Source organism: Segatella salivae DSM 15606 (assembly GCF_000185845.1).
Taxonomy (GTDB): Bacteria; Bacteroidota; Bacteroidia; order Bacteroidales; family Bacteroidaceae; genus Prevotella; species Prevotella salivae.
In genome coordinates this window covers 2,516,350-2,540,188 of the sequence record NZ_GL629647.1, presented here as the reverse complement: position 1 = coordinate 2,540,188, position 23,839 = coordinate 2,516,350, and the positions used below count along the sequence as shown (strand labels likewise).

The following is a 23,839-nucleotide window of genomic DNA, read 5'->3' as shown; positions in this document are numbered from 1 at the left end:
TAATATTATAGTTTATAATTCTTTTCCTATGTAACAGGCTGCAAAGTTAATGAAAACTTCGCAGCCTGCCAAATTATTTAAAGCTTTTTAGAAGCCTTAGTTAGCGTAAGTTATGGTTATAGTTTGCACACGAAGCTGTACACCTCCACCTGTGGTTCCATTGAAAACATTGGTATAAACAGCTTTCTTGCCTTCGAAAGTAATGGTTGCTTCTGCATTACCTACATATTTTTCACCTTTGTAAGTGTCGCAAGTGAAGACAATTTTTGCAATGGCTTTCTTGCCTTCAAAAGTCATCTTATTGTTCTTATAGACACGAACGCCCTTACTCTTACTCATAAACACAGGAACATTTTGTTCGCCATTGCCTTCAAAAATAACTTTTGAGCCATCGCTAAATGTTACAGTCATCTCCTTCTGATTATCCGAAAGATTAGCTGCATTCAAGTCAAGTGTCACCGTTTCTGTGCCTGCTGTAACTGCAGAATTAGTCAAAGTAACCGTTGTTCCATCAATCTTTAAGCTGCCATTTGTAGCTGGAGTGGCTGGCGTTGTCGTCGTTCCAGGCTGCAATTCAGTCTTTCCATTAACAGAAACCAACTTGTTTTCCTTATCCATTTCATTAGTAACCGCACCCGTCTTACTATTGGTGTATGCCTTAATCACACCCTGAACAACAACAGTTTGGCCTACTTGCAGGTCGCTCTTCCCACTGAATTTAGCGCCATTAAAGCTCTTTCCGCTAAAGATTTGGAGCTCTTTTCCAGGCTGACCATTGTCAGATATATAATAGGTGAGGCTGCTAAACTTGGTATTATAATATTCAACTTTGGTGATAACTCCCTTTACATAAACCTCGTTTTCAGTTGCTTTTCCTGTAGAAATGAGTTCTAAGGCCTTGTCAACAGAATAAGGATTGCTTGCAGAATTATCGGAAACAGCTGGTGTTGTATTGCCTGCAGTCTTGCCATTGAGTGAATATATATAGGTGGCACCCTTGCCGGCAGTCTCTGGAGTGTTGCCTTTATAGTTCACAAATGGGCCATAAACAACAACTTCATCACCCTCTTTAAGTTCTGTTCCAGTAGTAAACTTCTTGTTACCCAAGTATAAACTTTGGAAAATCATAAGCTTTTGAGTGGCATCTTTGCTATCAGCAATGTAGTAAGTAGCATTGCCAAACTTATTATTTCCATTGTCCTTAATCTCTACAATCGTACCCTTTACGTACATAGGAGCTGTATTTTCATCAGCCTTTGCAGCCTTAATGAGTTGCATTGCAGCTGCAACATTGTAAGGTTCAGCCTGAGTTCCACTACCCGATGGCGTGCCAACAACTTCTGGTTTAGTAGTTTGCTTACCATTATTTGGGTTATCATAAGGCTCGGGAACATCCGAACAACTTACAAAAGTCATGGCTGACACAGCCAAAGCAAATAAAGAATATAAAATCTTTTTCATAATTAAATGTATAGTTTTGAGTCTTATTGTTTTATTTATTGTACGTATTCAACATCTTTTGCCGACCGAATGATCACCTGCCACTTATTGTTATAGCGCGTGAAAACACCCGTAATATTCACCTTACTAACAGGTAAGGTGTCGGCAGCAAAGTCTGCATAGGTGCTTGTTCGTACGACAAGATTATTAGCATTGATGCCTTTCAGCGCACGTTCACAGCTGTTATTGTTGACAACATCCTTTTTATTGGCATAATCTTTCTTACCACCTTCTTTGAAATAAACGCCTTTCAACGTCATTAACTTACCGCAATTGTCAGCTAAGTAATCGGCATCAGCCACCTTACTCTGGTCAAACGCTACAGGAGTTACAGTTTTATTGTGGCCAGTATATGTGAAATGTTGATCCCAACGCATACGAGACATACGACTAACTGAGGTTTCTCCCTTCGCACTTTCATAGAGAGTACCTATCTGTGGCTGGTATCCGTAGTTACCAATATATAGGTCTTTGAGATTAACGAGTATCTCTGTACCAACTGGAAGATAACCATTAATGCCGCCTTCACTAATAGCAATAATGATAGCTCCAGTGCCATCGTCGAGAGAAATCTGACTAAACAGATTACCTTCTATATCATTCCCTGTGACAACGGCTTTGATTTGCTCGTCATCAGTGACTTGAACAAAACCATAAGCAGAGGCTAACGTACTGGCATATTTGGCTTTAAATTGTGCAATAGTCAATACATTTGTCTCTTTAATTGCAGCGTTTCCGCGTGTATGTTCGGTATTAGGAGTGTCCCAATCATCATTCATACAGCTCGTAAAAACACTGCAAAGCAGAGCCAATACTATAAAACTTATCTTATTCATACTATCTTCTTTTAATATCATTAGAATCTATAAGCTACCTGCAACATTCCATTTGTGCCATAAACATGGTACAATTTAGGATTCTTTGAGAAGCGATATGTGCGGTCACTTGTTGTACCATCCGTCTTGATAGAATAGTCACTGCGGCTCTGTTCATATCCACCTGTGATAATCTTTTGGTTGTTCAAAAGGTTTGTTACCATGAGGTTAAAAGACAAGGTGCCTTTCTTCAAACGAATACTTTTACCAATACTTGCATCGAGCATAAAGCCTCCTTTACCTTTATCCTGTGGACTGACGATATAATTACTCTTTGCATCGGTCGCACCTATAGCCTTCAGAGCAGATGCATAGCGGTAATAAGGTGAGTAACCCAAGTAGATGCGGTCGTAATAATTACCGTTTACGTCTATAAACCAGCCTGCCTGATGGAAGCTAAGTCCAAGGTTTGCTGCTGTCAATGGAGTGCCATTCTCTCGCATTCCCTTTACAATGGCTTCGTCATCATTATAAGTTCCTTGTGTAGAATTAAGGTAACGAACGTGTGCATTGCTTATATTCTTCGCCTCACTTATCGTGCCAAGAGCCTTTAAATCAAGGAAAGAGGTGAGCTTAAACTTCATTCCTAACTCCACACCATAATAGACTTTATCCAGTTTAGTGAGTGAGTTATAAGAGAAAGAATTAATATCATCGAAGTAGAAACAAGTCCATTCGGTCGCATTATTGACGCGACTATAGTAACCACTCAAGTTAGCATGCAACCAAGAAGTACTGAACTGATAACTCAATTCGCTGCTAAAGATCAACTCATTCTTTAGGTCTTTCACGAAATCATTATTCATTTCAGGAGCTTGAAAGGCTACATACGCATTGGGAGCCTTAGCTTCATAGCCCACTCCAAGAGACAAAACACTACCATTACTCATGTCAACTGAGCCCGCAAACTTAAAGCCTCCAGAAAGGAAATTGGCTGTTTTGCTCTTGCCAAATGAGTTATTTGCAAACAAGCCATTACGCATTTTACCATCTCTATTCATGCCATCATAGCCCACTTTTGCAGCCAAACTATAATGTAAAATGCCAAAGGTTTCGGCGTAATTTGTCCAGAGATTTGTACGAAGGACATTGATATTATAATCATAACCGAATTTATCGCCTTTGCCAACAAGTGCATTTGGATGATTAAGATCATACTGAACAGCATCTGAATTCTTTGCAAACGTACCTATTGCATAGTTATTTACGTTGTGGAATGACGTTGCTCCCAGCATATCATCCATGGTTTGATAATGAAAACCCTTATTTCCAGCTACATTGAAACCAAGATTCCAGGTGCTCTTTTCTGTCAGATTCTTCGTTAAAGTAGAAGCCAATGTCAGATAAAGATTATTGTTATGACGTGCTTGTACATAGTACATAGCATCTGCTCCCTGTGCACTTGCACCACGGTTAGCTTCATACAAGCGATCCCAATCTATCTGACGGTGAGCCTTACTGCTTGAAAGCCACTCGTAAGCTGTCTTCCAATCGGCCAAAGCTTGTGGCGTTTGGAAACGTGATATGTTACCCCATACGTCGTAAAAGTTACTGGGTAACACTTTATAATAATCTGGTTGTGGATTGTCTGCATTATTATAATTGAGCTTGGTGCTTTTGTAAGTGCTGTACTTTCCAAGTAGAGTTGTTGTCAGTTTTGACTTATTATTAATGGTCCAATCCCACGTAAGGAGAGCTGAAGGGGCAAAATCTGTGACAACACGAGAGTTTCTTCGCTTTCCATTTTGATATCCCCAATAAGGATTATAGAGGTAGTTGTTGGCGAGCCAAAAGCTTTCTTGCGTCGCAGCTCCTTGCGTTCCACGCTCTGTTGGATTGCCCCATGTGGCAAAGGAAAGGCTGTGGTTACCAAGTAGTTTCTGTATACCCACGAAATAAGACAAAGCATTATAGAACGTGCCTTCTACGTAACCACGATTTGCCCAGCGGTAAGTGAGGTTACCACTAAAGGCCCATCCTTTTGCATTGAAGCCGCTATTATAGGTATACATGCTACGAAGTGTGTAGTTACGATTGGCTGCTGCCAAGCTGAAACGATGTCCAACAGCCATACTTCCACTACGGAAATTGTAGTTATTACTACCAGCCATGCCTGTCATACCATAGTTGTTGCTTTCAAAAGGAAGTGAGAAGTCTACATTACGAGTTACTTGATTGAGACCACCTACAGACGAAAAGCTGAACTGTCCGCGTTCAACATCATTGACAGGTGCACCATTAATATAGATCTCATTATACTTCTGATTGAATGCCCGATAACGAAATCGCATGGGAGAAAACAGATATCCGACCTCGCTGGCATACGCATTGGTGGCTGAATTGAGGATAGTGACGTTCTGAGTCATGTTATCATCCTCGCCCAACTGTGCTTCAGTGAAAGTAAAAACGTTCTCATCGGTCGGCTTATTCGGCTGCTGAGAGGTCGTATTCTGTGCGAACATTGTCGTCGAACAGCAAAGAACCATCAGTGCTAATGGGAGATGTTTTTGCATAAAGAGTTATTTAATAAACATTAATTTTACGTGCAAAGTAACAAAATTAATTCTAAAGTAAAGAGTATTTTCCATTGTTTTTTTTATTGAAAGCACACGACTTGAATTATTTTGCGTACTTTTGCAAATGGTAATTCCTATGAAATGAACTCTATATCAAATTGGGACAACACTGTTTTAAGTATAAAAATGAAAAGACAACTGATTTTATTGGCAATGCTCTTTGTATGTATTGCCTCTATTGCACAAAAGAAATTCTCTGTTTATGCGATTGGTTTTTACAACCAAGAAAACTTATTTGACACCTGTCATGACGCTGGAAAATATGATCAGGACTTTCTTCCTACAGGCTCATATCATTGGGATGGGCTCAAATATAGCCACAAATTACACAACATGGCACGTGCTCTTGCCGACATGGGAACCGATGTTCTACCCAATGTTGGCTGTGCAGTAATAGGATTAAGTGAGGTTGAACACAACAAGGTTTTAACGGACCTAACGGCTCAACCCGAACTAAAAGCACGCAATTATCAATTCTGTCATATCGAAGGCCCTGACAAACGAGGCATTGACTGTGCATTAATCTACAACCCTTCTCTATTTAATTTAGAGACGCAAAGACTTGTTCCATATCGCAATAGTGCTGAACAAGACACCTCGTTTGCCACTCGTGGTTTCCTCACTATCACTGGAACACTGGCCAATGAGCCTGTAGCTTTCGTTGTATGTCACTTGCCAAGTCGCTACAACGGGTCTTCTTATAGGGAATGGGGAGCTTCACAAATCAAGGCCGTTAAAGACTCATTGCTTGCTCTTAACCCTCAAATCAAGGTGTTTGTCATGGGAGATATGAACGACGATCCTACCGATAAGAGCATGCATTCGACGCTATCTGCAAAGGAATCTGTAGAGAAAGTAGAGGCTAATGACATGTATAATCCATGGTATAACATACTCAAGAAGCAAGGAAAGGGAACCTTAATGTATCGTGGTTCGTGGAATCTCTTCGACCAAATCATCATGACTCCCAACCTCATTAATAAGAAAGGTGAACGCAACTACACTACACTGAAGTTCTGGAAGAACCAAATTCAGCGCATGCCTTACCTCTTTCAGCAAGAAGGACAATATAAAGGTAGCCCGAAACGAACCTCAGCTGGTGGTGCATGGCTTGACGGATTCTCCGACCACTTGCCTGTATGCGTCTATTTAATTAAAGAACAACAATGAGCAATACGCATCAAAAAGCAACGCCAACAACCGAGAATCTCGAAATAGAAACACATCCTTTCGAGCCTTGGTTGCCTAAAGATGCCCACCTATTAATATTAGGTACCTTCCCACCTGCACCCAAACGATGGTGCATGGAATGGTATTATCCTAACTTTCAAAACGATATGTGGCGCATCTTTGGATACATATTCTTTGGTGACAAGATGCACTTTGTAGACCAGGAACACAAGACTTTCCACGTCGAAGCCATCAAAGCACTTCTCAAAGAGAAGCATGTTGCCATCTTTGACACGGCACTTCGAATCAGAAGAACTAAGAATAATGCCGCTGATAAGGACCTTGAGATTGTCGAACCAAGTAATCTTGACGACATGCTTCGCGCCTTACCAGAGTGTAGGGGCATTCTGGCTGCCGGACAACTTGCAACAGAAGTCTTCACAAAACATTATGGAATAAAGGCTATTCCAAAGATGGGTGAGTATACAGAATTCACCTTTGAAGGACGTAAACTGAAACTATATCGCATGCCAAGCAGTAGTCGTGCCTACCCCATGAAATTGGAAAAGAAAGCTGAATACTATCAAAAGATGTTCGAAGAACTATAAAAACCCGCTTCTATTGCCACCGAAAAGGCGAATGAATCGAAGCATAACTATAAATAACTGATTATGAATTGTGAATTAAACAAGATTACTATCATCGGCATCGCCGGTGGAACTGGAAGCGGAAAGACTACCGTTGTGAAGAAGATTGTAGAGGCTTTGCCTCCTCACTACGTAGCCGTTGTGCCATTAGATTCCTATTATAACGACACATCTCATATGACAGAAGAGGAAAGACACGCTATAAACTTCGACCATCCCGATGCGTTTGACTGGAAACTTCTGCACAAACAAGTGAATGATTTGCGTAATGGCAAGGCCATTGAACAGCCCACTTACAGCTATATTCAATGCAACCGACTCCCCGAAACAATTCATGTCGACCCCAAACCAGTTATCATTATCGAAGGAATCATGACGCTTTTAAACAAGAAACTCCGTGACTTGATGGACTTAAAGATATTTGTTGACGCTGATCCTGATGAGCGATTGATTCGCAATATCCAACGAGATACCATTGATAGAGGCCGTACTGTGTCGATGGTTGTAGACAGATATCTCGAAGTTTTGAAGCCAATGCACGAGCAATTCATTGAGCCAACAAAGCGTTATGCAGACCTAATCATCCCTCAAGGTGGTGAGAATATTAAGGGAATTAATATCCTTTGCAACTATATCGAAGGGCTTGTTCCGAAAGAATAAGCACCTTCTCGCGCTTCCTTTTACAGGGAAACATAAGACGTTCCAACATATTATATAACCCATTGACTATCAGAGTGTTTACCAAAGGCTAAGCCTTCATAAAACAATCTGCGTCAAATTGGCGCGCAATTCCTATGGAAACACGCAATCATTACACCCATTTTACACGATGAAATGAGGCAAATGAATGTGTCATCAAAACGATTTTATAGGATAGATTGCCCTTCTCAACTAAACCACTTGTTGCTCTTCTGCGTCTAATTCATCAGCCTGCTTCAAATCATCTGCAGCCCCTTGTTGGTCGCCTAAAGCCTGTTTGACGGCACTTCGCTCCCGAAGCACATCACTATTTAAGGCATTTTGTGCAATAAATTGATTATAAAATTCAAGGGCATTCGCATGATGTTGCCGCGCGTTTTCTATGCGAGCTTTCAACAATAAGGCATCCGATAGCGTGATTTTATGGTTTAACACCCACTCCACATCAGCCTCAGCACCATCTAAATCGCCCATTTTCAGGAGCAATTCTCCACGAAGTTGATATGCCTCTGTATAGTTTTCATTCAGCAAAATCGTTTTTGTCAGCATGGCTAACGCATTGACTGAATCGTCAACGCCTAAGCAGGCACGGGCATAAAGCAGATTAATCTCCACATTATCCTTATCCAACAATTTGCCACGTTCACATGCTTCACCCATTGCGGTGTAGTTTTTCATCTCGCAAGCTACCTCAGCCATGCGAATAAAAACATTGATATTACCGGGTTGAATCTCGGCAAGTTTCTGCAATTCTTCATAGGCTTTAGCCAACTGATTGCAACCAACGAGCGCATTAGAGAGGGCAAATCTCACCTCAAAGTCATTCTGAATCTGTAACGCTTGGCGCAAGAGCTCTACGGCTTCTGACGGATTTCGTTCGTTAAGCGCACGCAAACCATCACGCTTTAACGCCTCAAAATCGGGCACATCTCCTTGTTTTTGTACCTCCTCTTCAGGCGTTGTATTCCCTCGAAACAGCTTTTTTAAGAAGTTCATTGTTGTTGAATCAGCTTGTCATAAACTTGATTTGGGAGAACATCCGTACGCTCCCAACGTGGCCAACTGTTATTTTTCATATACTCACCACCCACTTTTCGGTCTGCCGAAAAAAGGAAACGGGCATTAAGATAGCCGTCAGAACCATCCTTAGCTACTATGAAACAATAGGCTTCTCTGCGGTATCCTACAACACTATCTCCGTTTTTTAACACCGTGTTTAACCAATCTTTTTGGGGTACAACAGCATAAAGGATTTTGGCATTTGGGTATCTTTTCGTGAAAGCCTCACGCGAAAGACGCACCAATTCGGCATCATCGGCGGCATGACCACTCATAAACAAGTCGAAATTATATATCGGCATATACTTCTTTCCGTCTACTTCCACTAAGTCAACATCCTTTTGTTTCGATGAAATTTCATTGATACCAATCTTCTCTCCGATATCTTTTCCCGTGTCACTCACCTGCTTTTTTGCCTTATTCCATATCGAAGTAACTTTCTTTACGAATGATTGCTGCTGTTTGTTTCTATTTTTTTGTGCATTCATTGGCAAGGAAACAATCAACAAAGCCAGTGTCATCAGCACAAGATTCTTCTTTTTCATAAGCTCTCTTCTTTGGTTATTTATCACAAATTTATGGCAAATCAGAATAACAACAAAATTATTTCAGTTTATTTAAGGATAGCCGTTATTTTTAAAAATGTTATAATAAAAAAAACTAACTAAGTGCTTTCATTCTGCTTTCATTTGCTATCTTTGTCGCAATGAAAAGAATATATGTCATTATAATCGCGCTAATCTGCGTGCTATCTGCCCAGGCACAGACGCAGATTCATGAGGGACCACTTCATAGTTTCGATGCTCCTCGCAAGGGATGGCTACTTCCTGGTGACACAATATATACCGATACATCAAAGGTTGTCTATACAGGTGAGTCGATAAGACCAGAGCTTTTGCAAGACAAACAAAATGAAGTTGTCGCACCAAGTGTGCTTACACCTTATCTATATGATTATGGTTGGGGACTCCATAAAGGGCTAAATGTCTCCGTAGATCTATCTGCTTTCGCCACATTTGGTAAGAATCTACCCCATCACGGCGGTCTTGCTCAGCGCCTAAGTGCCACTTATCTTGCCCCCATTAGCAAAGATCAGAAGCTTTGGTTGGCTGCAGGTGGCTACTTACAAAACATGAATTGGGGCGGAGACTCTTATCGGGATGGAGCTCTTTACGCTGCTCTTGGCTATCGTTTCAATGAACATTGGGAGGCATGGGTATACGGACAAAAGAGTATTGCCAGTAATTATGGCCGCTATTATAACCGATATGGTTACATGGGATATGGCTTTCCAGGACGCTTCGGCATGTATTATCCGATGTCATCTGGCATAGGTATGCCCGGAGCGGACGTCATTGGAGCTGCTGTAAAATATAACTTTAATCCCAAATTCAGTATCCAACTCAACGTGGAAGGCGTGTGGTATCACAACCAAGGCCTACAATATTTCGACCAATACAACTATCCTACTCCACGATATTGATAGAGTTTGTACCACAAAATAAAAGAAAAGCGTAGATGAAATCCATGAAAGGACTCTTCTACGCTTTTCCTTTTAGGTCATCACTTAAGCCATAAACTTCAGTCTTAAGCTATTCAATACGACACTAACACTTGAGAATGCCATCAAAGCACTGGCCCACATAGGCGTTATTTGAAAGCTAATTCCAAAGAGATATAATGCACCTGCGGCCATAGGTATACACACAACGTTGTATATAAAGGCCCAAAACAGGTTCTGTTTTATCATAGAAACAGTGCGTCTACTCAATTGAATGGCCTTAGGAATAGCCCTTAAGTCGTCGCCCATTAATGTCACTTGAGCCACATCCATGGCTACATCTGTGCCGCGACCAATAGCAATACTGACGTCCGAAAGAGCCAAAGCTTGTGTGTCATTAATGCCATCTCCCACCATGGCTACAGTCATTCCTTGACGTTGAAGCTTACGAACGAGGTTCTCTTTATCCTGTGGAAGTACCTTACTTTTATAATGTTTTATACCGGCTTTTGAAGCCCAATATCGTGCGGCTTCTTCCTTATCACCACTCATCATGTATATTTCCACGCCATCATCTTGTAGTTCTTGCATTGCCTTTTGAGCGTAAGGCTTCAATGTTTCGCGTGCTTCGAGCGGCAGATTATCGGCTTTTGTGAAGTCAATATCCTTATTAGGAATCGTCAAAGTACCGGTCTTATCTATTACCATTGCATTGACTTTACGCATCCGTTCCAAAGCCGTTGCGTCCTTAATCAACACTTTTTCCTGCGCCGCTTTACCTATTCCGACCATCAAAGCGGTAGGCGTTGCGAGCCCCATTGCGCATGGACAGGCAATAACTAATACGGCTATAGCTGATAAAATGGCATGGGGCAAGGCTGCATTTCCACCGAGAATCCACCATAAGAAGAAGGTAACAACCGACACACCCATTACAACTGGCACGAAGATTAAAGCCAGTTTATCGATTATTCTCTGTACTGGTGCCTTACTGTTTTGTGCCTCTTGAACCATCTGAATGATGTGTGCTAACGCCGTGTTTTCACCTATTTGAAGAGCTCGCATGCGTAGTTTTCCTTGGTTAGGTATCGTGCCAGCAAGTACCCTACTGCCTTGAATCTTCTCCGAAGGTGTAGGTTCTCCCGTGATCATACTTTCGTCTACATAGGCTGCATTGGCTTTCATGAAACTCTCAGCAGACACTACTTCGCCGTCAACGGGAATCTTATCACCAGCTCGAACCTCAAGAATATCACCCTTTTCTATGGTTGAAATGGGCACTTCTTCTATCTTTCCATCTTGCACAATGTGTGCTGTCTTGGGCTGAAGCCCCATCAGTTGGCGAATGGAAGAAGCCGTTGAATCTTTCGCTTTCTCTTCCAATAGCCTACCAGTAAGCACAAACGTGATGATCATTACACTTGCATCATAATAGGTATGCCACTCTATTCCGCGACTACCCCACACGCTTTCGCCCCAGAAAGTATTGAAAACACTAAAGAGAAAGCTTATCCCTGTCGACATCGCTACAAGCGAATCCATGTTCGCTGTGGCATGTTTCAGCTGCTTAAATGCCGTGACATAGAACGACTTTCCACAATAAATCATGTTGGCAAGTGCCAGTAACAACGACACTTGATTAGCCATATTGCGACCTCCAATCACAATCCAATGCATCGAGATTGCCATCACAAGGAGGGCAAAAACCCATGAAAGCAGAGCCTTACGACGCAGTAAACGATACGCGCGTCGCTCTATTTCATCCACACTTCTGTCTGCTTCAATAACAAGATCATAGCCTATATTGTTGATCTCTTGCTTCATTTTATCAAGTGAAATGACGTCAGGATTGAAGTCAACAAGCGCCGAACGCCCCGGCAATGAGACCGAAGCGGAGTTCACACCTGCTAAAGAACAGAGTTTCTTTTCTACGTTAGCAGAGCATGCCGAGCATGCCATGCCAACGACAGGAATTGTTTTTTTCATCAGCAAATGAATTAAATCTGCAGTTCATAATGGCCTGCTCCCTCAACCGCAGCCTTGAGATCAGCATCCTTTACACGGCTTTCGTCGTAATCAACCTTAACATTTTTGGCCTCAATATCAGCCAAAGCACATTGTACTCCATCAAGAGATTGTATTGCGTTTTCTACGTTTGCTTTGCAGTGCATGCACTTCATTCCGTTTACATTAAATGTCTTTGTTGTCATAATCTTATTGTTTTAATTGTTTTGTTCGAATGCAAAGATACGATAAAAAACAAGCTATCGTGTTACATAATCTTGGAAGAATGTTACAAATATATGGAAAACAACAGCACCACACCTACTGAACAAGGGGCGAAAATGAAGCAAACAAAGTGACTCACAAACTGAAAATAAAAACTAAGCTGATAGTTATGATTTATCTTTACAATTGCTTTCAAATTACGAGCTTATTCTAAACGAACTATCATCTCACACGAAATAAGGCTCAAAAAACCACACTTTACAATTCGTTATCAATCAAACAGTTATATAAAAACACAGGAAAAAGAGCTTAAAATCACGTTAAAACACATGGTGATTCCATTAAGATTGCAACATAAAAGTAGTCAAATCACAAGGCCGATTCAGTCATTTGGCATCACAAACTGCATCAAATGACGAGACAAAACGCCTAACTTTATGCTACAATTACAACTTTTCCTTCAAATAAACACTATTTTTCGACATTCCAAACGCTATTTGGTGGCTTCATAAAGTGTTAAAAATAAGGATATAATCTTTACAATATCACAGATTAAATGCAGGTAAAAGGGGCCGTGTTTACACTCATCTCATCCCGCAACATTTAGACTTTTATCCACGATTCTGACGCTGGAGAGGGTTTGTTTCCATGCGAATACCACTGTTGTGGGGCTATTGTGATGCCATCTTCTGCGTCATTCAACCATGCACCCCACCACGAAAAAGAAGAGTTTGCAATGATATGATACTTGCAAAGTGCCATGAGTTGCATGTCACGATAAGCCTCTTTACCCTTATTCCAGTCTATATAGTACGGGCGATGTCCCTCACATAGCGGTTCAATATGTGTCTTACACCAAGCGATATCGTCTGAAAAGATAAAGTAACAAGATGGGTTTGCCATCGCATTCATTTGTGAAATGGCCCGCTGATAATAGTCTATTCCACACGTGTTTTGATACAAAGCATCATTCAAATAGTCGCCCCTCCGAACATGAAGAGAAGCAAAGCGCTCATTTCTTAGCATGTTTTCAACGTGTCGATTGCCGTCACCCACAAACGGAGAGAACTTAAAAGCCTCGATAATCTCTTTGCGATAGGCCTTGAAATAGCGTTCATCCTGCCAATAACCATCATAATATCGGTTGCCCTCAAGCGTCAAAACGTCTGGTGAAAAGCTGCCATCAGCAGGCTCACACACCATGGTTTGTCGCCTCGGAAGCACTCTACTGCCCACTCGCCAAAGCTGATAATGCGGATAAGGCCAAGCCAATCGCGCCACCTCTTGAAGCGAAGCAGCTCGAAATCTGCGGCCGAAAATCTCGTCAAGCAAATATCCTTGATGCTTGTTATACCCTCGGAAGCAATTCAAGTCCAGCCGAATCTCCTCGTCTTTATATTGTTGTTGCAATGCAATGGCTAACGCATATTGAAACATTTGGTTGCCAAGTCCGCCTATTATCTTAATGATTTTCATGTCAATATCAATGAGTTCGTTTACGATGTAAAGCCAAAAGGAATTTGTGAATGGATTTTCCTATAAATAGAAATAAACGTATGCGCAAATGAGATACATACATTTTACGCAACGTTTCATTGTCACTTTGCCTGACCTTTTGAATGTCAATGGTCTGCGAAATCTGCCCTTTGTGGCCATGATGTGACCGGATATAATTCGTCCTTAGATAGCGCACGCGGCTGTTTTGAAGCATTCGGTAATACCATTCATAATCAACGGCCCAACAAAGTGAGGGGTTAAACAACTGCATTTGCTCCTTTTTAAAGCATAAACAAGCCGTAGGACCAATGAAATTGCAGGCAAACAAGGTTGTTGGAAAATGCAGAAGCAAAGGTGACAACACATGATGAAGCCACCGCTTTTGCCGCCTTCCATCCACTGAAACATTACTAACCACAACATCAACTTGAGGTAAAAAGGCGGCCGAAACACGTGTAAGGAAGTCGTCAGATGCCATACTTTCATCGTGATGTAGCACCATAATGTGGTCTCCTTTGGCTAAGGTCAGTCCGTGATTCCAGTTGTTTACCGCTCCGAGCGAGGACTGATTGCGATGATATTTCAGCCAAGGTAAATGCAGATGAGAAACATATTCCTCGATAACCTCATTGGTAGAGTCGTCTGTAATGATAACTTCAAAGTCACTGAAACGCTGGCGTTGGCACGAACTTAAAGCGAGTTTCAGCAACGAAAGGTTATTATAAGTGGGGATGATAATCGTGAAAAACATAATGACCTGTGTGAAGTTATTCGTTGAACTTATGCGAATCATCTGCTGAACACTGCGGTTCGCGCTGTTCTTTCGATAGATATTGTTCTGCCTTTTGCTGAAAATAGCCCTCATGATTGATGCCATAAAGGCTCAGAAGGAACAGACTTAATGAGAGAATATTATCCCAACTACCACCCCAAAAGAGGTCTAATGAGAGACTAAGGAATAGTCCTAACGTGACGGAATAGGTCGAAAAGAGCCGCATTCTCGATAGCGTTTGCGCAATAACTGCCAGAAACAGCAACGTCATGGGTAGGCCAAAGCAGAGCATAATCAAAAGAATCGTCGACTCGGTAACGCCAGACATGGCTAAGTTATGATAGCTAACCATCGAATGTTCGCTTAGTTCCTGAAACATAAATCCTATACCTGACAGCGGATTTTCAGTGATTCTATCCAATGTGTTGTTCCATAATTGCCAGCGAAGACTATTACTCAAACTGATGGTTCGCGTCAACCAAGTAGCCAAGACCACAAGAATGATTGTGCCAACATAGCCCATCTTTAACAACTTCTGGCGCGAATAAAGTCGGAATTTGATGAGTATGACAACCGAAAACAAGGCAATGTAGTAACGAAAAGAGCTTGCAAGAACGAGATTAAAGACCATCATCGCCAGCAAAAGTCTATGGAGATACTTGGGCAACTGACGCTCGTGGAGAGTGAAACAGAGTGCAAGAAAAGAGATACTCCCTGAATATAACGTGTTGTTTTTAATGCCTGTGAAGCGTGGAAAGAACTCTCCTATGCGCTTGGGAGGCAGAGATGACCACGGAAGATCAAAGCCAAGCATGAGTAAAAGATTGGAAATCAGGTCACCGATAAAGATTAAATAGACCACGATTTTCAACACTTGGAGTGCTTGTTTGCGGTCTTTCAAGCCGAGAAGTGCAAAGCAAAGGAGATAAAACTGCCCCCACATCATGAGTGATTTCATGCTGGCATCATTGAAAAATAACTTGATGAGCCCAATAAACAGCGTTCCTATACAAAACGATAAGAACCATTTCAACGCCTGAACATTATTGAAAAAGCACTCCGTAGAGAACAAAAGTATGAGTGAAAATGCCAGTAATGACAACGTCATTGCATTGTAACCAGCCAACTGGAACAATACAATCGTTGCACCAAACAACCAATATCGGCGTTCGATATGCATCAAATCATGACTAAATCTTACACTTGGCATAGATACTTATGATAATAGTTTTGAGCAAATATGACAACAAAACAGAGAGTGAAAGGCCTGTTGTTCCAGCACCTTTTCCCACAAAGAAGGCTGCAAATGCAATCATACTGCCTGCCCAAATCAAATTGATGACACACATACTCCACACATAATCCTTGCTATAAGCAGACATTTCGATGACATTAGAGACTGCAGAGAAGATGGTAGAAAGGGCAAGTAACACGAGCGGGAGCGTCTCTTTGTAATCTGATCCGTAGAGGTTCATCAGCTGATGACTAAGTAAGATGGTTACACCTGCAGCCAAAGCAGTGATTACAAAGATAAGAAACGTGTTTAGATTTAATGTCTTTTTGAACGTCTTTTGATTCTGAATGCTTGACAATATCGGTAGAACAATCTGACTAACTGCCGTGGGAATAAAGAGCAAAATGACTTTAATCTGGTCGGAAGCTTCATAGATTGCCAACGCCGAATAACTCTCATGATGCACAAATATGGCTCGAATCACAAAGAAAGCTGGCGTGACACTAAGGGCTGAAATGGTAGCCGGCACACTGTAACGATAAACTAATCGCCAATCGGAATGAATGACATGGCGGTGTGAAAGGTCTATTCCTTTGCGACGAAGAAGCTTTTTTCCCGACCTATGATTAAGCAAATAGAGCATCAATATGCCACTACCAAAGCCAAGAACTACCCCATTCAAGCCCCAGAAATAAGCTCCGACAAGCATCAATATGGATTCCGTGATACTGCCAAAGAAGGTGTTTTGTGCAATCTTATCAAAGGCTTCAATGCCTGATAAGACCCCATTCTCCATGCCATTCAATATCGAAAGAAAGATCATCAGACTGCCAAAGCGAACCGAAAGACTTAGCTTGGGCTCATGAAGTAAGGCAGAAGAGATGGTATCGGCAAAGAGAAAGACGGCTAATGCAATGAATAATGCAGTGAGAAATGAAAAGCGTTGCGACATGAAATAAATGGAAGCAGCATGCGCTTTCTCTTCCTTTTGATACTGAGAGATATATCTTGTCGCCGTAACGCCTATGCCGGTAGTTCCTAAAACGATAAACATTCCGAGCGTAGAACGTATCATTCCGAACTCGCCGAAAGTCATTTTACCGAGGATTCTCGCACAAACAATGCCGCTAATCAACACACAAAACTTTCCAATGGCAGTGCCTGTCAACGACCAAAAGGCTCCCGTTGCAATACGTTTTGCAATATCCGACGACTTGATTTTACGCAGAAGGCGTTCCATTAACAATGATTCCAACAGGTGAAGTGTGTGTCTCGGCTGCATGATGTTCTATCTTTTCAACATCATCTACCGTCGAAACACCATCTCGTAAGACAAATAATTGCAACTCACTCACGTCTTCCAACAAGGCGACATCAGTCATATAACGTTGACAAGGACCATCAATGACAACATAATCATACGTGCCTTTAAGGTCTTGAATGATGCTTTTGAACGACTCAGATGAAAGGAAATCAGCTGGGTTTTGAGCCAAACAATCTCCTGAAATGACATCAACTTGCTCAATCAATGACGTTGAAGAAAGAGCTTCTTTCCATGTTGTTCCAACCTCAGTAAAGTCTTTTTGGCGCGCATTCTGCAAGCCAAGGAGTGACCGAAGGCCTTGTGTTCTGAAGTCACCATCAAATAAAGCCACACGTTTTCCCATCAAACTGAGCGCCTTTGCCAAGTTAATGGCTACATAACTCCGTCCTACTTGTGGCGTGACAGCCGTCAAAAGCACCACTTGAGCCCCACTTTCGACCACCTGCATACGCAGATTTCGGAAGGCGTCATTATTCAAATCGCGCCCTCCTTTGCTCACCGTGACAACGCCATCTTTTACCCATGGCAGCGCAACCACCATGCTAACATCAGCTCCTTCGACCCCATTGAGCCCACGAATACGCCTGTTGCGGCTCTCCTTTACAAACAAAACAATCAGTGGAAGCACTAAGCCTAAAAGGAAACCAGCCGCAGTTGTGCGCGCCTTTCGTGGGAAAACAGGTGCCTGAAGTCCCGATGGTGGTGTGACAATTCGCAGGTTCTTCGTGCCAAATATCTGTGAGATGCTGTTCTCTTCTCGCTTTTGAAGCAAATAGATATAAAGCTCTTCAACCACCTTTTGGCGTCGTTCCGTGGGAAGAATCTGCATGATTTTCGACGGAACTGAAGCCATTTGACTCGTTGAAAAGCCCTTTTCCGCACTGAGTTTTGACGTTTGAATCTGCAATTGTTCGACGCCTTGCTCGAGTGAATTTCCTATTGCTGAGCGCATGGATGAAATCTGATTGTCTAACGATTCGACAATAGGATTCTTGCCACTACTATTCTCTTCAATGGTGTTTCGCTTGAGAATAAGTTCGTTATAGTCTTGAATCTGCGAAGAGATGCTTTGGTTTTGTGGCAGAAGATTAGCCGGAAGGAGTTGCAGTTTGCCGTATTTCGGCATCATGTTTCGCATGTGTTTCATCACATAAAGCTCATTGTTGAGCTTCTGTAATGCCTCATCTGTCGTCGCAATCTGACTCAAAGCAGCCTTTGCATTCTCGTCATAATCAACTATCTTATGGGTCTCTTTGAACTTTGAAATATTACCATCGAGCGCACTAAGTTGCTTTTCCAAGCTTCCAATTCGAGCGTCAATGAATGATGTAGAGGCATCAATGCTGCTGTTTTTATCGGCTAACCACGACTGCTGATAAACCGAAATGAGCGTCCGAAGCACTTCATCTGCACGCTTAGCACTAATGTCTTGGTAGCTTAAATCAATGACAGAGGTTTGGTCATCGACAAGATTTATCTTGATATGTTTTCCTAAACGCTCAGCAACATCATAGAGTTCATATTTCACTATCTTGAATTTCAGCTCGTCTTTTCCCTGAAAAGCCTTGGCAAAAGCGGCGTTTTTCACTATAGCAATGCGTCCAAGTGGAGTCTTAACCAGCTCATTTACATGCCCCGTTATGGTCTCTTCAAACTTCGTTTTATTACGTTTGAAGGTGGAAAGTGATAGACTTCCATCTTTCTTTAGCTGCAAAATACAACTCGCTTTGTCGTCATCTTTCAGGCCAGGAAACGTCACCATAACAGGCATTTCGTCTTTCGTCAGTTCACGACTACCTATCCATTGCGGACTAAAATAGCCCGTCATGAGTCCCAATCGCTTTACAACCTTCTCCATTGTCGCCACAGATTGAAACACCTTTAGTTCGTTATTGACATTTGAAGTGACATTCATCAGGCCGAGAGATGAGAACATACTGAGACTGCCTGCATTCAAAACACCACGTGAAGTGTCGTCATCTTTAATCATCACTTCAGCCGAACGCTCGTACTTAGGCATTGCCATTAGCACGAAAATCAAACTGAACAACGTGGTAAGAAAGGCTGAAACAGCAAACCAATACCAATGTTTTCGGCAGCTGATAACAAACTGATGATAGTTCAACGGACGTTCTTTTCCAACGACAACACGCTCACATTCCTTGATATCCATAGCCATTATTTAAAGATTAACACGGCAATTGTTGCCAAGACTGAAGCGATAGAACTCCAAAAAGCAAAGTTCCTTGTGTTGTTACCATTGACGGTTGACTGTCTAATCTTCATGTTATTAGACTTCACATAGATAAGATCATTCTGATGAATAAAGTATGCCGGCGAGGTATAAACATCCTTTGCATTGCTCAAATTGACGATAAACACCTGCTTGCTTTGACCATTATCACGAACTACAACGACGCTATCGCGCTTGCCATATAGGTTAATATCGCCTGCGTCTCCTAAGGCATCAAAGATTGTTGTAGCATCTTTCGTGATATATTTTCGCCCAGGAGAGTTTACTTCGCCAAGCACATTGTAAGTCAATCCCATGTAGTCGATGGTCACAGTAGCATCTTTCAACAAGCCACTTTCAGCCAACTTCGTTTTGATAAGCTGTTCAGCCTGCGCACGAGTGAGGCCTGCCAAATGGATTGTTCCAAGCAAAGGAAAGTCTATATTGCCTGAATTGTCGAGCGTATACCCCACAACATATTGGCTACCTTGCACCGAACCAGCATTCAAATTCGTGCTAACGACATGGTTAAACAGGCTATTTAACTCCGCAATTTTGCCTTTAACAATAACCGAAATCTTATCTTGTGGTTCGAAAGTCACAGTGCCATTAGTAGGCAAACTGATAGTTTCGCCATTCTTTAAGTCCTGTAAATAGTTATAATTCTTAGGCGTACAAGCAGCTAAGAACGCACAAATCAGCAGTGCAAATAAGGTGTTTATCTTGATGTTATTCATACTTTCTATTTGTATTATAACGTTCTTGTGCGCGTGATATTTTATTTTATACAACTTTTTTCGTTGCAAAAAGCCTCAACGATAAAAGCAGATGATAAAACGATATGACGCAAATGAGCGTGTAATTCGGTACACTTTAGTAGGTAATATGACGCAAATCATGCGCTAAAATGACGCACATTGCAATTCAAATCATGGGAGGTTATAATACATTTCGATTGACTACTTATAACCTTTTGAATGCCAATGGATTACAAAATAATAGCAATAAGAATATTGTTTGAATAAAAAGCTAAAGAGAAGCGAGTGGCGTTGTTTTTACAAATAGCCTGTATGATTCAGCGCTTACATTCAGTTGTGGCAGCTATGCGAGCCGAATTTTACAATAAATAGTGTGACTTGCTTATCACATTAAAGCCACTTTCGCCCCGAAAAGAGAGCGAAAGGGCTCGCAAACTCAACTATTAGTGGTTAATTTAGCATGGAGTTTTAGAGGGGATATTCGTCAAACGCGTAGAGAACGGTAGACAAATAACGCTCTCCAGTATCAGGGAACAACGTCACGATTTGTTTGCCTTTGTTCTCTGGACGACGTGCAATCTCGGTGGCAGCAAAGGCAGCTGCGCCCGAAGATATACCCACTAAGAGACCTTCTTGCTGTGCTAACAGGCGACCAGTAAGTATAGCTTGGTCATTTTCTACTTTGAAAACTTCGTCTATATAAGCACTATTGTAGGTGTCAGGGATAAAGCCTGCGCCGATACCTTGTATCTTATGAGGTCCACTATTGCCGCCACTTAACACTGCAGAATCAGTGGGTTCAACGGCTACAATGCGTACATTGGGGTTCTGTTCTTTTAGATATTGGCCGATGCCTGTAATCGTTCCACCCGTTCCAACGCCTGCAACAAAGATGTCAACTTGGCCATTTGTGTCACTCCAAACCTCTGGACCAGTGGTCAAATAGTGTACTCTTGGGTTGGCCATATTCGTGAATTGACCGAGTATTATGCTACCTTCGATGCTGTCACGAAGCTCTTCTGCCGCCTTGATTGCACCCTTCATACCATCTTTTCCGCTTGTAAGTTTCACCTGAGCACCATAAGCTTTCACCAAAGAACGACGCTCTACACTCATCGTTTCGGGCATGGTGAGAATGAGACGATAGCCTTTCACGGCTGCCACTAAAGCCAAACCAACGCCTGTGTTGCCACTCGTTGGCTCGATGATTGTAGCTCCCGGCTTGAGTTTTCCAGCCTTTTCAGCGTCTTCAATCATTGCCAAGGCAATGCGATCCTTAACACTTCCGCCTGGGTTAAAATACTCAACTTTTCCTATAATAGGCGTATCAACACCACGAAACTTTGAATATTTCGGGAGTTCTACTAAGGGAGTGTGACCTATAAGGTCTGTTATCTGTTTATAAATCTTTGTCATATTTCCTGTACTTAATATTTGTTTAACTTAAGAGAGGCTATAAAAAGCCTCCCCTTTCCTTTCATTTACTTTACTGCTTCGAAGGCCTGATCGAGGTCATCGATAATATCTTGGTAGTGTTCTGTACCTATTGAGAGACGTATAGTGCTTTCAAAGATTCCCTGATCTGCTGCTTCTTCGCGGCTAAGTTCAGAGTGAGTAGTAGACAAAGGATGTATAACCAAGCTCTTAACATCAGCCACATTAGCCAGTAAAGAGAATATCTTTAGATGGTCGATAAAGTCGAATGCCGTCTTCTGATCGCCCTTAATCTCGAACGTAAAGATGCTTCCTGCACCATTAGGGAAGTAGCGTTGGTAGAGATTATGATTGGGATGATCGGACAAAGCAGGGTGATTAATCTTCTTAACCATGGGTTGTTGCTTCAGATAATCAAGCACTTTGAGCGTATTATAGACATGACGCTCAACACGAAGACTAAGCGTTTCAAGCCCCTGTAGCAAGATAAAAGCGTTAAAAGGAGATATCGCTGCGCCCTCATCACGTAGTAACAAGGTGCGAACTCGAGTCACAAAAGGTGCTGGAAGGTCACCAAACGTGATGCCATGATAGGAAGAATCGGGCTCAGTAAAGCCTGGAAAACGATCTCCTTGGGCTTTCCAATCGAAGGAACCACCATCAACAATGACACCACCTAAAGACGTTCCGTGTCCACCAATGAACTTCGTTGCAGAGTGAACAACAACATCTGCGCCATGCTCTAAAGGCCGAATGAGATATGGAGTGCCAAAGGTGTTGTCGATAACCAATGGTAATCCATGGCGATGTGCTATCTCTGCACATCGTTCTATGTCTGAAATGTTAGAGTTAGGATTACCTAACGTCTCTATATATACAAGCTTTGTGTTAGGCTGAATGGCTGCTTCGAGCGCATCATAATCGTCAGGATCGACGAAGGTTGTAGTGATTCCTTGTCGCTTTAAGGTATGAGCGAGGAGGTTATATGTGCCTCCATAGATGGTTTTACTGGCTACAACGTGGTCACCACTAAAGGCAATATTCGTGATGGTATACGTCACTGCAGCAGCTCCAGAGGCTAAAGCTAAGCCAGCAACTCCCCCTTCCAATGCAGCAACTCGCTCCTCAAAAACAGCTTGAGTGGTGTTAGTGAGACGACCATATACATTTCCTGCATCTTTCAATGCAAAGCGATCAGCAGCATGTTGGGCATTATGGAAGACGTAAGATGTAGTTTGATAGATTGGAACGGCACGTGAATCAGTGGTTGGATCGGCTTGTTCCTGTCCTACATGAAGCTGTAATGTCTCGAAATGGAGTTTCTTTTCGTTGCTCATTGTCTAATCCTTTCTTTTATGATGTTAGTAATTATGTTGCAAAGGTAGGATTTAATTATGAGCCGACATATCGCACATTATAGGCATTTTGCATACCACAATGATGGTATCTATCATTATTTCATTGCAGTTCTCGCCTTGATTTGCTCTTGATAACGAACCAAACGCCCATGAAAACCAATACAACTGCCACAGCCTGCAGCCATGTAAAGACACATAATCCCACTGCAAGACTAACGGAAACTGCCACAATCGGTTGCACATAATTATATATACTGACCACCGTAGGACGTAGATATTGCTGGCCAACCATGGTGAGAATGTAACTCAAATACGTACCAAAGAAGACGACAAAACCTGCTTCTAATAAGCTCATTCGAGGCACATCGCTCCATTGAACGCCTGAAACATGCGTAAAAGTAAAGGGCCAAATGAATATGGTTGCCCACAGAAACATCCATTTGTTGACGGTAAACACCGAGTAACGTTTAATGAGTTTATTGAATAAAGAAAGGTAAAGTGCAAAGGAAAGTTGGGCACCTATGCACATCAAGTCACCGCGAATGTCTCCTATTTTATCACTAATCGCGGCAGCACTCGTTAGTACAAGCGTCACTGCTCCACAGCAACCGATGAATACTCCGAGGGCTTTTTGGAGTGTAATTGGCTCTTTCAGGATGAGAAAAGAGAGCACCATAGCGAATATCGGCATTGAAGTTGTGACAATACTTGAATTGACTGGCGAGGTAATACTTAGTCCGATAGTATACAAACACTGATTAAACGTAAGTCCAAAGAGGCCTGCTGCACCAAAAAGAAGCTTGTCACGAAGAGGTACTTTCTCCCGTTTGAAACACAAAGCAGTTAGCCAAAAGAGCACCATTCCAAAGAAAACACGCAGTGATACCATAGTAATCCCATCGATACCATGGCTCATTGCGTCCTTACCTAAAGGCGCCATAAGTCCCCAAAAGACTTCAGCCATTAACATACT

Annotated in this window: 20 protein-coding genes; 4 read left to right on the top strand and 16 right to left on the bottom strand. The window is 42.1% G+C overall.

Annotation, left to right across the window (positions count from 1 at the left end; translation table 11 throughout):
• Positions 1-96 precede the first annotated feature (96 nt).
• From HMPREF9420_RS09995 to HMPREF9420_RS09985, 3 genes are read right to left on the bottom strand one after another with little or no spacing between them, the layout of a single operon-like run.
• Positions 97-1,461 (bottom strand): hypothetical protein, encoded by a 1,365-nt coding sequence (locus tag HMPREF9420_RS09995; RefSeq protein ID WP_007135544.1) that lies wholly within the window; start codon positions 1,459-1,461, stop codon positions 97-99.
• Between the two features lie 35 nt (positions 1,462-1,496).
• The gene (locus HMPREF9420_RS09990) at positions 1,497-2,336 is read right to left on the bottom strand and encodes a DUF5689 domain-containing protein (RefSeq protein WP_044079223.1); all 840 of its coding nucleotides are present in this window, start codon (positions 2,334-2,336) and stop codon (positions 1,497-1,499) included.
• A 20-nt stretch (positions 2,337-2,356) separates the two neighbouring features.
• The gene (locus HMPREF9420_RS09985; protein WP_007135542.1) at positions 2,357-4,888 is read right to left on the bottom strand and encodes a TonB-dependent receptor; all 2,532 of its coding nucleotides are present in this window, start codon (positions 4,886-4,888) and stop codon (positions 2,357-2,359) included.
• Positions 4,889-5,077: 189 nt separating this feature from the next.
• Between HMPREF9420_RS09985 and HMPREF9420_RS09980 the strand changes: the two genes are divergently transcribed.
• The 3 genes from HMPREF9420_RS09980 (at position 5,078) to udk (ending at position 7,428) form a co-directional block, all read left to right on the top strand.
• A complete protein-coding gene (locus tag HMPREF9420_RS09980; protein ID WP_044079222.1) occupies positions 5,078-6,121 on the top strand; it encodes an endonuclease/exonuclease/phosphatase family protein in 1,044 nt (347 codons plus the stop codon).
• Positions 6,118-6,729: a uracil-DNA glycosylase family protein gene (locus HMPREF9420_RS09975; RefSeq protein WP_007135540.1), complete on the top strand. Its 612-nt coding sequence runs from the start codon at positions 6,118-6,120 to the stop codon at positions 6,727-6,729. The genes HMPREF9420_RS09980 and HMPREF9420_RS09975 overlap by 4 nt, the downstream gene beginning before the upstream one ends.
• A 63-nt stretch (positions 6,730-6,792) precedes the next feature.
• On the top strand, positions 6,793-7,428 hold the full coding sequence (udk, locus tag HMPREF9420_RS09970) for a uridine kinase (protein ID WP_007135539.1): 636 nt from the start codon (positions 6,793-6,795) through the stop codon (positions 7,426-7,428).
• A gap of 231 nt (positions 7,429-7,659) precedes the next feature.
• On the opposite strand, the gene HMPREF9420_RS09965 is transcribed toward udk, so the two are convergent.
• Together HMPREF9420_RS09965 and HMPREF9420_RS09960 are read right to left on the bottom strand one after the other, a co-directional pair.
• The gene (locus HMPREF9420_RS09965; RefSeq protein WP_007135538.1) at positions 7,660-8,463 is read right to left on the bottom strand and encodes a tetratricopeptide repeat protein; all 804 of its coding nucleotides are present in this window, start codon (positions 8,461-8,463) and stop codon (positions 7,660-7,662) included.
• Positions 8,460-9,071, bottom strand: a complete 612-nt coding sequence (locus HMPREF9420_RS09960) for a hypothetical protein (protein ID WP_007135537.1) — start codon at positions 9,069-9,071, stop codon at positions 8,460-8,462. Before HMPREF9420_RS09960 ends, HMPREF9420_RS09965 begins: the two co-directional genes overlap by 4 nt.
• Positions 9,072-9,232: 161 nt before the next feature.
• Between HMPREF9420_RS09960 and HMPREF9420_RS09955 the strand changes: the two genes are divergently transcribed.
• A complete protein-coding gene (locus tag HMPREF9420_RS09955) occupies positions 9,233-10,009 on the top strand; it encodes a hypothetical protein (RefSeq protein WP_007135536.1) in 777 nt (258 codons plus the stop codon).
• A gap of 84 nt (positions 10,010-10,093) precedes the next feature.
• Here HMPREF9420_RS09955 and HMPREF9420_RS09950 read toward each other — a convergent pair whose 3' ends face one another.
• The 11 genes from HMPREF9420_RS09950 to HMPREF9420_RS09900 form a co-directional block, all read right to left on the bottom strand.
• On the bottom strand, positions 10,094-12,013 hold the full coding sequence (locus tag HMPREF9420_RS09950) for a heavy metal translocating P-type ATPase (protein WP_007135535.1): 1,920 nt from the start codon (positions 12,011-12,013) through the stop codon (positions 10,094-10,096).
• Positions 12,014-12,024: 11 nt separating this feature from the next.
• Complete coding sequence (locus HMPREF9420_RS09945; protein WP_007135534.1) at positions 12,025-12,237, bottom strand: heavy-metal-associated domain-containing protein; 213 nt, start codon at positions 12,235-12,237, stop codon at positions 12,025-12,027.
• 622 nt (positions 12,238-12,859) lie between these two features.
• The gene (locus HMPREF9420_RS09940; protein WP_007135533.1) at positions 12,860-13,732 is read right to left on the bottom strand and encodes an alpha-1,2-fucosyltransferase; all 873 of its coding nucleotides are present in this window, start codon (positions 13,730-13,732) and stop codon (positions 12,860-12,862) included.
• Positions 13,733-13,739: 7 nt separating this feature from the next.
• Positions 13,740-14,504 (bottom strand): glycosyltransferase family 2 protein, encoded by a 765-nt coding sequence (locus HMPREF9420_RS09935; RefSeq protein WP_044079221.1) that lies wholly within the window; start codon positions 14,502-14,504, stop codon positions 13,740-13,742.
• Between the two features lie 16 nt (positions 14,505-14,520).
• Positions 14,521-15,735 carry an O-antigen ligase family protein gene (locus tag HMPREF9420_RS09930; protein WP_147625667.1) on the bottom strand — a complete coding sequence of 405 codons (1,215 nt, stop codon included), beginning with the start codon at positions 15,733-15,735 and terminating at the stop codon, positions 14,521-14,523.
• On the bottom strand, positions 15,716-16,999 hold the full coding sequence (locus tag HMPREF9420_RS09925; protein WP_007135530.1) for an oligosaccharide flippase family protein: 1,284 nt from the start codon (positions 16,997-16,999) through the stop codon (positions 15,716-15,718). Before HMPREF9420_RS09925 ends, HMPREF9420_RS09930 begins: the two co-directional genes overlap by 20 nt.
• The gene (locus HMPREF9420_RS09920; protein ID WP_169309704.1) at positions 16,980-19,256 is read right to left on the bottom strand and encodes a GumC family protein; all 2,277 of its coding nucleotides are present in this window, start codon (positions 19,254-19,256) and stop codon (positions 16,980-16,982) included. Before HMPREF9420_RS09920 ends, HMPREF9420_RS09925 begins: the two co-directional genes overlap by 20 nt.
• 5 nt (positions 19,257-19,261) lie before the next feature.
• Complete coding sequence (locus HMPREF9420_RS09915; RefSeq protein WP_044079220.1) at positions 19,262-20,053, bottom strand: polysaccharide biosynthesis/export family protein; 792 nt, start codon at positions 20,051-20,053, stop codon at positions 19,262-19,264.
• A gap of 489 nt (positions 20,054-20,542) precedes the next feature.
• Positions 20,543-21,490: a cysteine synthase A gene (gene cysK, locus HMPREF9420_RS09910; RefSeq protein WP_007135527.1), complete on the bottom strand. Its 948-nt coding sequence runs from the start codon at positions 21,488-21,490 to the stop codon at positions 20,543-20,545.
• Between the two features lie 65 nt (positions 21,491-21,555).
• Complete coding sequence (locus HMPREF9420_RS09905; protein ID WP_007135526.1) at positions 21,556-22,845, bottom strand: O-acetylhomoserine aminocarboxypropyltransferase/cysteine synthase family protein; 1,290 nt, start codon at positions 22,843-22,845, stop codon at positions 21,556-21,558.
• Positions 22,846-22,966: 121 nt separating this feature from the next.
• The gene (locus tag HMPREF9420_RS09900) at positions 22,967-23,830 is read right to left on the bottom strand and encodes a DMT family transporter (RefSeq protein WP_248628104.1); all 864 of its coding nucleotides are present in this window, start codon (positions 23,828-23,830) and stop codon (positions 22,967-22,969) included.
• Positions 23,831-23,839: the final 9 nt, after the last annotated feature.

Coding starts and splice junctions, on each gene's coding strand:
- HMPREF9420_RS09925 (WP_007135530.1), bottom strand. CDS start 16,999: ATGGAACGCCTTCTGCGTAAAATCAAGTCGTCGGATATTGCAAAACGT.
- HMPREF9420_RS09905 (WP_007135526.1), bottom strand. CDS start 22,845: ATGAGCAACGAAAAGAAACTCCATTTCGAGACATTACAGCTTCATGTA.
- HMPREF9420_RS09955 (WP_007135536.1), top strand. CDS start 9,233: ATGAAAAGAATATATGTCATTATAATCGCGCTAATCTGCGTGCTATCT.
- HMPREF9420_RS09960 (WP_007135537.1), bottom strand. CDS start 9,071: ATGAAAAAGAAGAATCTTGTGCTGATGACACTGGCTTTGTTGATTGTT.
- HMPREF9420_RS09915 (WP_044079220.1), bottom strand. CDS start 20,053: ATGAATAACATCAAGATAAACACCTTATTTGCACTGCTGATTTGTGCG.
- HMPREF9420_RS09950 (WP_007135535.1), bottom strand. CDS start 12,013: ATGAAAAAAACAATTCCTGTCGTTGGCATGGCATGCTCGGCATGCTCT.
- cysK (WP_007135527.1), bottom strand. CDS start 21,490: ATGACAAAGATTTATAAACAGATAACAGACCTTATAGGTCACACTCCC.
- HMPREF9420_RS09935 (WP_044079221.1), bottom strand. CDS start 14,504: ATGTTTTTCACGATTATCATCCCCACTTATAATAACCTTTCGTTGCTG.
- HMPREF9420_RS09945 (WP_007135534.1), bottom strand. CDS start 12,237: ATGACAACAAAGACATTTAATGTAAACGGAATGAAGTGCATGCACTGC.
- HMPREF9420_RS09990 (WP_044079223.1), bottom strand. CDS start 2,336: ATGAATAAGATAAGTTTTATAGTATTGGCTCTGCTTTGCAGTGTTTTT.
- HMPREF9420_RS09975 (WP_007135540.1), top strand. CDS start 6,118: ATGAGCAATACGCATCAAAAAGCAACGCCAACAACCGAGAATCTCGAA.
- HMPREF9420_RS09930 (WP_147625667.1), bottom strand. CDS start 15,735: ATGCCAAGTGTAAGATTTAGTCATGATTTGATGCATATCGAACGCCGA.
- udk (WP_007135539.1), top strand. CDS start 6,793: ATGAATTGTGAATTAAACAAGATTACTATCATCGGCATCGCCGGTGGA.
- HMPREF9420_RS09980 (WP_044079222.1), top strand. CDS start 5,078: ATGAAAAGACAACTGATTTTATTGGCAATGCTCTTTGTATGTATTGCC.
- HMPREF9420_RS09900 (WP_248628104.1), bottom strand. CDS start 23,830: ATGGCTGAAGTCTTTTGGGGACTTATGGCGCCTTTAGGTAAGGACGCA.
- HMPREF9420_RS09985 (WP_007135542.1), bottom strand. CDS start 4,888: ATGCAAAAACATCTCCCATTAGCACTGATGGTTCTTTGCTGTTCGACG.
- HMPREF9420_RS09965 (WP_007135538.1), bottom strand. CDS start 8,463: ATGAACTTCTTAAAAAAGCTGTTTCGAGGGAATACAACGCCTGAAGAG.
- HMPREF9420_RS09920 (WP_169309704.1), bottom strand. CDS start 19,256: ATGGATATCAAGGAATGTGAGCGTGTTGTCGTTGGAAAAGAACGTCCG.
- HMPREF9420_RS09995 (WP_007135544.1), bottom strand. CDS start 1,461: ATGAAAAAGATTTTATATTCTTTATTTGCTTTGGCTGTGTCAGCCATG.
- HMPREF9420_RS09940 (WP_007135533.1), bottom strand. CDS start 13,732: ATGAAAATCATTAAGATAATAGGCGGACTTGGCAACCAAATGTTTCAA.